Below are 9666 nucleotides of genomic sequence, written 5' to 3'. Positions count from 1 at the left end.
ACGTAGGCCGCATTACCTACCTGCACCGTTCCGCTCTGACCTGGGAAGACACGTTTGGAGCACTACCGGAGACGTATTGGCAACACCCGTAGACGAGCGTATCGTGTTGACCTGTCAACAGGGGTCCAGGACCTAGGGAGACCCGATCATGGCCAGTCTGCGTGAAGTGAAGCGCTCCGATGGCTCCGTCGCCTACAAGGTTCTGTACCGGCACAACGGGAAACAGACGTCCGCGACGTTCGACAACCCCCAGGCGCGGACCCACTTCCTCCGCAACCTGGACGCCTTCGGTCCCGACGTCGCCGTGGAGATTCTCGACAGCAGCCACCCCGACGAGGCGCCGCTGACACTGACTCAGTACGCGCGGAAGCACGTCGCCAACCTGAGCGGGATCGGTGAAGCCACGCGGGAGCGTTACGGCGCGTTCATCCGCCGCGACCTCGCCCGGATCGACCTGCCCCTGGACGCGATCACCCCCGCCGTGGTCGCCGGCTGGGTCAACGGGCTGGAGCGTGCCGGCGCGTCAGGCAAGACGATCAAGAATAAGCACGGGTTCCTGTCCGGTGTCCTGGAGGGTGCGGTGCGTGACGGGCACCTGTCCGCGAACCCGTGCAAGCACACGCGCCTGCCCCGCACCCTGCAAAGGGATGAGATGACGTTCCTGACCCCTGGTGAGTTCGCGGTGCTGGCGGATGCGGTGCCGGCGTACTGGCGCCCGCTGGTGACGACGCTGGTGGGCACCGGCCTCAGGGTGTCCGAAGCCACGGCGCTTCAGGTGCAGGACGTCGACCTCGACAACGGCACGGTGCGCGTCGTGCGGGCGTGGAAGCGCGCCACGGACGGCACCGGCTGGCGCCTCGGGCCGCCGAAGTCCAAGAAGTCCCGGCGGACCGTCGCGCTGTCCACTCAGGTGCGCGACCTGCTGGTGCCCCTGGTCGACGGCCGGGCGCCCGGTGAGTTCCTGTTCACCAACCGCGCCGGCCGGCCGGTCAGGCTCAACACGTGGTTCAAGGGTGTTTGGCAGCCGGCGCTCAAGCGCGCGCACCTGGGCAAGCCGCTCCGCATCCATGACCTGCGGCACACCTGCGCGTCGTGGCTTATCGCCGGCGGGCTGGACTTGCTGACGGTGCAGTACACGCTCGGTCACGAGTCCCTGACCACGACGTCCGACCGCTACGGGCACCTGATGCCGGAGCGGCGCCAGGCCGCCGCTGCGGTCATGACGATGGCGCTGGCGCAGGCCTTCCCAGAGATTGAGCCCCCGCGCGCCGTTATCGCATCGTGACTTGCTTGGGGTAGTGCGTCGAGTAGTGGCCGAAGTAGTGTGGGTGTCATGAGGCGAGCCGTAGGGCCTCTGCCACTAGATTTCGGGACTGTGAGCCCACGACCAGTCGCGGAGATCGTCCGCGAGCAGCGCGTCCGCCGCGCTGCAGAGCACCAGCGCCTTCGTCTCTCCCGCAGCCGGCGCCGCGACACGCGAGCCGTCGACTACGGGAAGTACACCCTCACCGACGTCGATACCGGCGCGGTGGTTTTCGGTGGTCCCGAGCCGTATATGTACTCGGCCACCCTCGATGAGGTCGAGGAATACCTGAACCGGCCTCGTCAAACCTAGATAAGGGCGGGGAGCCGCCAGTGCTGGCACACAGGCGACTCCCCTTGCACCACCAGCCTTAGAAGGGAAGGCGAGTGGGCCATGAGCAAGATATCCGACCAGCCCCTATGGGACGAGATCACCAGCGAGGAGATCACCGTCCTCGACGGCCGCATCGTCGTGGCCGTCGCTGTCGAGCGGTCCCGAAGCGGCCGGCTGTCCCACATCGTGCTCAGCGCGCCCGGCGGCGCCTGGCTCAGCGCGGATGACGCGGTCAACGTGGCGCGGGTGCTGCTCCGCGCCTCCGAGCGACTGGAGGCGTGACCATGAGCGCCCCCACATATCGGCTGGGCGAGTCAGCGCGATACAGCCCAGACGTGCCGGCCCGACGTCGACGCGGCCAACGATCCGGCACCGTGGTGACGACGACGGTTGACCCGCGCGTGTGGCGCGTGGCGCTAGAGGCAGCGGGCGGCGACACCAGCCGCTTGGTCGTCCTCAGCGCCACCGCCGTCCTGGTCATGAATAAGGCCCGAGGGGGAACGAAGAAATGAAGAACAAGACTCGGCCGGGCAGGGCTGGTCTCGGCTTGGCAGGGCGCGGCCGGGCAAGGCTGGGCTGGGCCGGACGTGGCATGGCGTGGCAGGGCATGGACACCACCACCACCCCCCGGATCGTGTTGGCCGGCCTGGCGGTGGCGCTGCTGGCCGGCTGCGGCGGCGGGGAGCCTGAGCCGCCGCCTGAGTCGCCCGCCACCTTCCAGGCACCCGAGCCGGAGCCCACGACGCCGGAGCCGGAGCCCACGCCCACCAACCCAGCGACGGAGGCGACGAGAGACGCGCTCGACCGCTGGTTCTACGGGGGCGTATACCCAGGGGGCCTGTCGGGGGCCGAGCAGGACAAGTTCTGTGACGACGTCGACCTTCACGGCGCTGACGTCATGGCCGTCGCCGTCACAACCGCCCTGCCCGCCCCCGCAGAGGGGTGGGACATGGTCGCCGCGACCGACTGGGTTTCCCTCGCTTGCTTCCTGGAATGGAACTGAGGCCATGAAAGAGGACCCTGGCAGTACGGAATACACCACTCAGGACAACCACCGGTTCTATTTCGTCACCGACACGCAGAAGGGCACGGCGTTCCTGGAGATCCGCCCGTTCACCACTGCGGCCACACAGATAGAACTCAGCCGCGAGGACGTGCAAGCGCTCAGCGGCATCCTGTCTGTCATCTCCCTGGAGAGCGACCTGGCGGCCCTTGGACTCGACCCTGTCCGGCACCGGCACATCATCCAGACGGCCATCCGCCGGGCAGGAGTCGAGTGCGAGGAGGCCGACCACCGGGCTATCGAGGCCGTCCGGAACGTGGGTTACCGGATCGTCGCGCCTCAGGAGCATGGGCGCCTCGCGGTCACCCACCAGCGCAAGTCCATCCGCGCCTTGCGAGCCGGCCGGTCCAAGGTGGAGAACGTCGACCTGGACAAACTGGACCCGGAGGCCCGAAAAGCCTTCGGGATCATGGCGCTGGCCTTCGCCGCGCAGATCGATTTCAACAGGCGCCTGGACGTGCGCCAGAAGCGGCTAGAGGAGGCGGTGAAGCACGTGAGCGTCCGCACCGAACGGTCAGAGGAAGAGATCGCCACCCTACGCGAGCGGCTCGACCGACTGGAGCGACAGCGCCACGATTGAACCCCCGAGGGCGCGGCCTGGCACGGCGAGGCCAGGCTAGGCCGGGCGCGGCGCGGCGTGGCCTGGCGTGGCAGGGAAACGCCTTAACCCGTCCTGAACTTGTCGGGGCGCGGCGGGGCTCGGCCCGGCTGGGCGCGGCACGACTGGGCGCGGCTGCGGCACGGCGCGGCTCGGCCGGGCGGGGCACGGCTGGGCATGGCAGGGCACGGCAAGGCAGGGGAACCAACCACCAACCCAACGCTTTGAGAGAGGGCACCACCATGCGCACCATGCGCACCATCGCCAGCGGCATCGCCGCCCTGGCACTCGCGGCCGGCGTCGCCAGCGGCGCGTCAGCACAGACGCAAACCGTCGCTGTCGCGCACACAACGCCCAGCGGCAACGTCATCGTGCTCCTCATCCCGGCGCAAGCCGCAGAAGCACACATCGCCCACGGCGACGCCGTCCTCGCCTGAAAACAGGCCCCAGGGCACACAGGAAGGCCTCCAGCACACCGCTGGGGGCCTTTCCCATGCCAGGACACAGCCGGGCCACTTTGGAGCGCTCAGAACCCCGATTCAAGGCTGACGCACAGGTGCCCGGTTTTAGCACCAGACCCGCCTAAAACCGTGGAAAACGACGCGGGGGGATACCGAATCGCCAGACGGGGCTGGCGATTTTTTGCGGACTCGGGGTACCCCCCACCCCTTTGACCCCCTAGTAACACATGGCGATGCCGTTGGCGACTTCGACGGTGCCGCGCTCTTTGAAGTTCCGTTTGTGCTCTTCCCACCATTCCAGGTATTCCGGTCTGTGGTCATAGACGCATATGTCGGGTCCCGACCAGCACCGGCTGTGCGGGCTTGCGCCTGGAAGGCGGAGTGCTGCTGGGCAGTCGGTGTGGGCAAAGCAGATCCAGGTTGGCGTCGGTCGCGCTGGCGTTGGCGCGTTGACGTAGTACTGTCTGCTGCCTTTCCTTTTGTTGCATGGGCTGCATAACACTTGCGCGTTGTCAGGATCGAACTCGAGCCCTTTGTTCAGTGAATAGGGAATCTTGTGGTCGATCTCGGCGGCGTAGAACGTCAACGGTGGAGCGTTCACGTCAACTGCTTTTCCACAGGCGACGCACACGTGGGGGTGGGTGGCGAGCACCATGGCCCGGAAGTCTTTCCACCTCTTGGTCCCCGTCCGGTTGGCTGGCATACCCCCTACCTCCCTTTAGATACCCCCTACCCCTGTCTGGGATTAGGGCACCCCCTGTTGTTGTGTTACACCCACCCCTGTTGCCTGCACACCCCCGTCACCTTTATGGGCAGGCCACCCCCCTTTGCTGTGCTACCCCCAGGGGTGAGGTGGCCCCGGCACTATGCCCAGGACCGGGGCCACCCCTTACGCTCGCTCGCCTCGCCGGCCGGGAAGTGGAGCAGCCGGTGACTCTTATGGCGAAGTGAGCGCCCTGCCCGCCTGACGCTGGGTCCGTTTCTGCACATCGGCGCCCATCGCTCCAGCCGCGCCCTCAATGCTTGGAGGCGGGCCGGTGACGTTAACGCCCTGGCGGGCATCCGAGCGAGCCTGGCTGACTAAGGACAAACTCACTCGGGGTATTCAGTTGTGAATCACGCCGTCTTCGTGATCTTGGTTATCGCGGCGGGGTAAGGCCAGCCCCACGAGATTCGAAGGATGCCCTTCACGGCCACTTGGTCCTTCGTGAACCAAACGGACTTGTCGGTTTCGAGGACGGGGCCTTCTGCGGCTCCCTCGCGGATGACGAGGAGGCTGGCGGTCTGGGGGATGGCCCAGACGGTCGAGGCGGGGACGGCGTCGGAGGTCAGGAGCGGCACGCCGAGAATCTGGCGGCTGCCGGGCACCGTGGGATCGGGGCCGAGCAGCGGCCGGTTACTCCCGGTCTCGTCGCGCAACTTGGACAGGGCGGTGACGTCGGCGCTGTTGGCCACGAACGCCGTGACGGGGTGACCTTTGGTCTGGCCGTTGACGATGGCGTCGGTGAAGACGTCGAGGTTGGCCCAGCCGCCGGCTGCCGTGGCCACGGTGTTGACGCCGGCAAGGGCGCCGAGCCCATTAGGCGCGGGCGCCACACCGGCACCACCGAAGAAACTGGAATCCAGAACGACTTGGAACGATCGCACCAGGCTTTGCGCCACTTCGGTGACCGCTGCGGGTGACGTGTCATTAGCGGCCTCGCGGGTCACTCCGACGACGCGGGCCATCTTGGTCGGGGTAATGACGAGGTCCGTGAGGGTCATATCCCCCAGGGGAATCTCGGCGCCTTCAGCGACCCAGGACGCGCCGACGTCGGAGGTAACGATGGGCACGCGCAGGTCGTGCGATTGGGTGCGAACTACCCGCGAAACCCGTGCGCAAACGGCCTGCTGAGTAAGGGGACGAACAAAGACATCTTCGACTTGCGCGGGCGTCAGCAATGCGACGCCGCTGGTCGTGGTCATCACCACGAGGGCTCCTGGAGGGGGTACGCACGCGCGCTGTGGCGCAGCAGAACCAATGGGTGGTTCGGCGCGCCCTCCAGGGGCGTCCTGCCGTGGCCTCCAGGGGCCTAGTGACCGGGCGGCGGGAGCCTCCGGGACTCCCTACCTAGGTCATTGGCGAACTTTACTACAGGTGGTGGTTTCTTTTACACCCCCCCGCCTAGGGCGCGCTGGAACGCGGTCAGGCCGTCGGCGGGCACGGTGCCGGCCGGTGAGGCGCCGAGCACGGCCCTGCTGACGGGGAACTTCGCCAGGCGCTGCGCGGACCGGTAGCCGCTGGCAAGGTGCGGCTTCCGCTCGATAAGGGCGTTGACGGCGTGGGCGACCTTGGTCTGGTCGACGACGCCGTTCGTGGTGAGGTCGTCCATCGTGGCGCCGAAGTTGAACAGGTCTTCGCCGTCGCTGAGGCCGTCGTGGTGGGTGGCGATCCGGACAACTTCCTGGCGCTGCATGGTCTCCAGGGCGGTGCTGAGGGTGTTGGCCTTGTCCTCGGCGGCCTTGACGCGGTCCCGGAGGGCCTTGGCTTCCCTCCTGGCTTTGCGCAGGCGCGGGTCAGCGGTGTCGTCGTCCGGCGCTTCACCCTCGGGCTCGTCAGGCTCGTCGGGGCTGGCGGCGCTGGGCGCGGTCGTGGCGGTCGGCGTGTCGTCGGTGGGCGTGTCGTCGGGGGTGACGACGTCGGCGGTGCTCTCGCTCATGATTTTCCTTCCTAGGGGGTGCCGACCTGCTGGCCGGTGGGGATGCCGGCGGGGCCGGCTGTGGTGGGCGGGGTGTCGAGGCGCGGGCCCAGGCCGCCGTTCGCGCGGCCGGGCGGCCCGTAGAACTCACGCCGCCTCGCGCCGGGCGTCAGGTGTGACACGAGGACGGTGACGACGTCGGGCAGGGCGGTGCCGCCCAGGTAGTGCGAGAGCAGCAGCCGCTCGGCCGGGGTGGCATACCGGATGAACTTCCCGCCACGTTCGTAGTCGGCGTGCTGGGTCTGCATCTCGGGGCTGTAGTACGGGCACTCCGGGATGGCCTTGTGGTCCACGAAGATGTTGCCGCGCGGGTCGCCGGGCCAGTACGCGCCCCCGCATGACGGGCAGTTACGGTCAGGCATCGCGCACCTCCAGCAGGGCGACGCGCAGCCGTTCGGTGGCGAGGGCCTGGGCGAGGGCGGCGTGGGCCTGGGCCACGGCGACGTGCTCGACAGGCATGACAGGCGCGGCGCGGCCCAACGCGGCGAACGCCGCACTGAGATGGAACGCGAACGGGTCGGGGCCCTCGGTACGGCCAACGGCCTGGGGCTTTCGGTTGGTGGGCACTCGGTCACACTCCCTTGAGTAGGGCGGCGATTGCCGCCTCGGCTTGGGCGTCGAGTTGGACAGGCGGAGGCATGGGGCGGGGGCGGCGGGGTGCGGCGGACATGACGCCGCCCCAAACCCCGGATTTCTCCCAGGTGCGGCCGTATTCGGCGCATGCGGCCCGGAGGGGGCAGTCCGTGCACAGCCGGGCGGCGAGGGCCTGCTCGCTGGAGCGGTCGGATATCCACCAGCGTGGGTCGGCGCTGAGCGCGAGGCACGGCACCACCTCGCCGGCGGCGAGCGCGTGCTGCACGGCCTCCAGCAACGCGTCGTGCGCGGCCTGCTGCTCGGCCGGCGCGGCGGGCGGGTCAGGCCAGAACTCGGCCGGCCGCGCATAGGGCGAGTCATCGAGGAACAAATCCGCGAACGTCGGACCGATATGGCCCTGGATCATGCTGTGATCGACGGCTGTCATGTTGCGGGCCTCCCCGCGCGTGAACCACGGCCCCGCCGTGGTACCTCAGAGCGTACTTACATCTGTGTCACTTCCCTCCGGGCAGCGGCACGGCGTCCGGGCATCTCGGGGCTTCTCCCACCTTCTACTCCCACTCCCACCCCCTTAAGGGGGGTGGAGTGGGTGGGAGTATGGGAATCGGTTGGGAGTAGTGGTGGGAGTTGGGAGTACGGCTAGGCGGGCAGGACGTAGTGGGATCGTCCGGACTTGCCGACGTTGACCAACCTCCCCTCTGTGACCAGCACATTCAGGGCTCGGTAGAAGGACGTCGAGGGCATCTCGGACGACGCGAGCAACTGGGTAGTGGACGCTCCGGTCGCTCCGTGGTGGGAAACGAAGTGGGAGTAGAGGGCCTCCGCAGCCGTATTACGGCGGGAGTTCGTATCGATATCCACGAAGGCCTCGACGTTGCCGGAGGTCGTGCCCTTCACGGGGGCGAACCGCAGCCGCAACTCATCGGTTACGGGGCCGTCCTTCCGTTTCTTCCGGCTCAGGGTCACACAGTTCGCGTCACCCTCGGTCTGATACACACAGTCCACGCCACCCTCCAGGGCCGACGAGCCGCGCACGGTCGACTTGTCCTTGCCGGTGTGGTGCAGGACGTTGACGGTGCCGCCCCCGGTGGCATCCATAAGCGAATACAGAGCAGACACGGCAATACCCATGTCTTTGGCGCTGTTTTCATCCATGCCGGGCATGCACTTGGCGAGGGTGTCCACGACAACGAATCCGTACTTACCCGCGCGGATAATCCCCTCCAACTCCAGAACATCGTTCTGGTGGCCCAGGTGGGCGGGGACCGGGAGGACCGTGAGGGCGCTGTCCTCGACGGTGCGGTGCCACGCCTTCTCCCAGGCGGTGATCCGCTCATTCAGGCCATAGGCACCCTCGGCCGCGACATACAGCACGCGGCGGGAGACGGTGGGGCGACCCATCCAGGGCCGGCTGGTGGCGACGGACGCGGCCCAATCCTGGGCAATGAATGACTTGAGCGTGCCCCAGTAGCCGGCCAGAACCACGACGGTCCCGAGATCGATAGTCCCGTCGATCAAAGGGGCCGGCGCGGGCAGGGTCGCCAGGGCGCTGCGGGTCAGCAGGCGCGAGGACAGGGACAGGGGCACCCGGTGGTTGGTATCCGCGTCAGGAGGCTCCGCCGGCGGCGACCACGGCATCCCGTCGTAGATGGTGCGGCTCACTTGAGGCCTCGCCGGCGTTGGTCCGCGCGGACGGCCTCGGCCTTGTCGTGCTCGCCCCGAATGTCACACAAGTCATCAAAATGCGGATGCCGGGCGAGGTCGTGCGCCAACGCCGAGATACCGCGCCAATGCTCGGACCACTTGAAATCGCAAGCGTCATAGCCGCGCTGCCAGCCGGCCATCAGGCCAGCCTCGTACCCGTGGAGCCAGAGGTTGCCGTCGCGCTTGCTCATCTCAGCGAGATGAGGCAGCGGCGGCGGCGTGTCGCTGTCCCCGCGCGTGTCCGTGCGAGGCACTACACTCAGGGGCACGGGGTTGTTGCGGGTGCTGCCGCTGGTGGGGCCGGTCTTGGCGGGCCGGCCCTGCTGCTTGTTCTGGGGGTTCTGCGGAGGCGCCATGGTCGGCCCGTTCCGCCGTTCACGTCCTCCGGACGCTACGTGGGTTTAACTTGCGGACTTCAGGAGCGAAGCGATGCGCTCGCGCTGCTCCGGGGTCAGGGGCGGGGTCAGGGCCAGAATCTTGCGGACGTGGTCCTCCAGCATCGCGGCGTGCATCTCACGGCGGATGTTGTCCTGGACTGCCTGCGGGGCGCCGGTGCGGATGGCAACGCCCAACTTTGCCCGGTGGTGCATGGGTCGGACTCGTGGTGGACATGGGCTTCCCTTCTGGGCTCGGACGTGTTGTCCAAGGTCGAACGTACGTGCTCGCACCCTGCGCTCTGACCTGCGGGGATGCCTGTGACCTGCGGCGTTACGGCGGTGTGGTGTGGACTCCACTTTCCGGACCGGCGTCGTCGCAGGTCAGGACAGGTGGCACACGTAACGGACACTGTGGCCATGTTGACGCGCCACGTTGACAAGGCCGAAGCCTCCGGTCCCAAACCTGCGACGACGCAGGTCACGGGCCTATCGAGC

At 67.8% G+C, this 9666-nt stretch carries 15 protein-coding genes; 6 read left to right on the top strand and 9 right to left on the bottom strand.

All coding sequences use genetic code 11. From position 1 onward, the window contains the following. The first annotated feature begins 166 nt into the window (after positions 1–166). The 6 genes from ACF0H8_RS21060 to ACF0H8_RS21035 all read left to right on the top strand — a co-directional run bounded on the left by ACF0H8_RS21060 (position 167) and on the right by ACF0H8_RS21035 (position 3734). Positions 167–1285 (top strand): tyrosine-type recombinase/integrase, encoded by a 1119-nt coding sequence (locus ACF0H8_RS21060; RefSeq protein WP_395290963.1) that lies wholly within the window; start codon positions 167–169, stop codon positions 1283–1285. 90 nt (positions 1286–1375) lie between these two features. Beyond that, complete coding sequence (locus tag ACF0H8_RS21055; RefSeq protein WP_395290962.1) at positions 1376–1615, top strand: hypothetical protein; 240 nt, start codon at positions 1376–1378, stop codon at positions 1613–1615. An 81-nt stretch (positions 1616–1696) separates the two neighbouring features. Beyond that, entirely contained in the window at positions 1697–1918 is a 222-nt protein-coding gene (locus tag ACF0H8_RS21050) for a hypothetical protein (RefSeq protein WP_395290961.1), read from the top strand. Between the two features lie 325 nt (positions 1919–2243). After that, a complete protein-coding gene (locus ACF0H8_RS21045; protein WP_395290960.1) occupies positions 2244–2639 on the top strand; it encodes a hypothetical protein in 396 nt (131 codons plus the stop codon). Between the two features lie 4 nt (positions 2640–2643). Further along, positions 2644–3279 (top strand): hypothetical protein, encoded by a 636-nt coding sequence (locus ACF0H8_RS21040; protein WP_395290959.1) that lies wholly within the window; start codon positions 2644–2646, stop codon positions 3277–3279. A 269-nt stretch (positions 3280–3548) separates the two neighbouring features. Then, positions 3549–3734 (top strand): hypothetical protein, encoded by a 186-nt coding sequence (locus ACF0H8_RS21035; protein WP_395290958.1) that lies wholly within the window; start codon positions 3549–3551, stop codon positions 3732–3734. Positions 3735–3975: 241 nt separating this feature from the next. Here ACF0H8_RS21035 and ACF0H8_RS21030 read toward each other — a convergent pair whose 3' ends face one another. From ACF0H8_RS21030 to ACF0H8_RS20990, 9 genes are all read right to left on the bottom strand, one after another. Further along, positions 3976–4413: an HNH endonuclease gene (locus tag ACF0H8_RS21030; RefSeq protein WP_395290957.1), complete on the bottom strand. Its 438-nt coding sequence runs from the start codon at positions 4411–4413 to the stop codon at positions 3976–3978. A gap of 461 nt (positions 4414–4874) precedes the next feature. Beyond that, on the bottom strand, positions 4875–5723 hold the full coding sequence (locus tag ACF0H8_RS21025) for a phage major capsid protein (RefSeq protein WP_395290956.1): 849 nt from the start codon (positions 5721–5723) through the stop codon (positions 4875–4877). A gap of 185 nt (positions 5724–5908) precedes the next feature. Next, complete coding sequence (locus ACF0H8_RS21020) at positions 5909–6457, bottom strand: hypothetical protein (protein ID WP_395290955.1); 549 nt, start codon at positions 6455–6457, stop codon at positions 5909–5911. A gap of 11 nt (positions 6458–6468) precedes the next feature. After that, complete coding sequence (locus ACF0H8_RS21015) at positions 6469–6858, bottom strand: hypothetical protein (protein ID WP_395290954.1); 390 nt, start codon at positions 6856–6858, stop codon at positions 6469–6471. After that, on the bottom strand, positions 6851–7063 hold the full coding sequence (locus tag ACF0H8_RS21010; RefSeq protein ID WP_395290953.1) for a hypothetical protein: 213 nt from the start codon (positions 7061–7063) through the stop codon (positions 6851–6853). Before ACF0H8_RS21010 ends, ACF0H8_RS21015 begins: the two co-directional genes overlap by 8 nt. A 4-nt stretch (positions 7064–7067) precedes the next feature. After that, a complete protein-coding gene (locus ACF0H8_RS21005; protein WP_395290952.1) occupies positions 7068–7517 on the bottom strand; it encodes a WhiB family transcriptional regulator in 450 nt (149 codons plus the stop codon). A 212-nt stretch (positions 7518–7729) separates the two neighbouring features. Continuing rightward, complete coding sequence (locus ACF0H8_RS21000) at positions 7730–8752, bottom strand: AAA family ATPase (protein ID WP_395290951.1); 1023 nt, start codon at positions 8750–8752, stop codon at positions 7730–7732. Next, a complete protein-coding gene (locus ACF0H8_RS20995; protein ID WP_395290950.1) occupies positions 8749–8985 on the bottom strand; it encodes a hypothetical protein in 237 nt (78 codons plus the stop codon). Before ACF0H8_RS20995 ends, ACF0H8_RS21000 begins: the two co-directional genes overlap by 4 nt. Positions 8986–9195: 210 nt before the next feature. Then, positions 9196–9384, bottom strand: a complete 189-nt coding sequence (locus ACF0H8_RS20990; protein ID WP_395290949.1) for a hypothetical protein — start codon at positions 9382–9384, stop codon at positions 9196–9198. Between the last annotated feature and the right edge of the window lie 282 nt (positions 9385–9666).

It is taken from the genome of Georgenia sp. AZ-5, from assembly GCF_043952095.1.
Lineage (GTDB): Bacteria > Actinomycetota > Actinomycetes > Actinomycetales > Actinomycetaceae > Georgenia.
The sequence above is the reverse complement of the archived record's forward strand: the minus strand, read 5'-3'. Positions and strand labels throughout refer to the sequence as shown.

Bases quoted from the DNA above. Each gene is read 5' to 3' on its own strand.
- ACF0H8_RS21050 (WP_395290961.1), top strand. From the start codon at position 1,697: ATGAGCAAGATATCCGACCAGCCCCTATGGGACGAGATCACCAGCGAG.
- ACF0H8_RS21045 (WP_395290960.1), top strand. From the start codon at position 2,244: ATGGACACCACCACCACCCCCCGGATCGTGTTGGCCGGCCTGGCGGTG.
- ACF0H8_RS21040 (WP_395290959.1), top strand. From the start codon at position 2,644: ATGAAAGAGGACCCTGGCAGTACGGAATACACCACTCAGGACAACCAC.
- ACF0H8_RS21035 (WP_395290958.1), top strand. From the start codon at position 3,549: ATGCGCACCATCGCCAGCGGCATCGCCGCCCTGGCACTCGCGGCCGGC.
- ACF0H8_RS21030 (WP_395290957.1), bottom strand. From the start codon at position 4,413: ATGGTGCTCGCCACCCACCCCCACGTGTGCGTCGCCTGTGGAAAAGCA.
- ACF0H8_RS21025 (WP_395290956.1), bottom strand. From the start codon at position 5,723: ATGACCACGACCAGCGGCGTCGCATTGCTGACGCCCGCGCAAGTCGAA.
- ACF0H8_RS21020 (WP_395290955.1), bottom strand. From the start codon at position 6,457: ATGAGCGAGAGCACCGCCGACGTCGTCACCCCCGACGACACGCCCACC.
- ACF0H8_RS21015 (WP_395290954.1), bottom strand. From the start codon at position 6,858: ATGCCTGACCGTAACTGCCCGTCATGCGGGGGCGCGTACTGGCCCGGC.
- ACF0H8_RS21005 (WP_395290952.1), bottom strand. From the start codon at position 7,517: ATGACAGCCGTCGATCACAGCATGATCCAGGGCCATATCGGTCCGACG.
- ACF0H8_RS20995 (WP_395290950.1), bottom strand. From the start codon at position 8,985: ATGAGCAAGCGCGACGGCAACCTCTGGCTCCACGGGTACGAGGCTGGC.
- ACF0H8_RS20990 (WP_395290949.1), bottom strand. From the start codon at position 9,384: ATGCACCACCGGGCAAAGTTGGGCGTTGCCATCCGCACCGGCGCCCCG.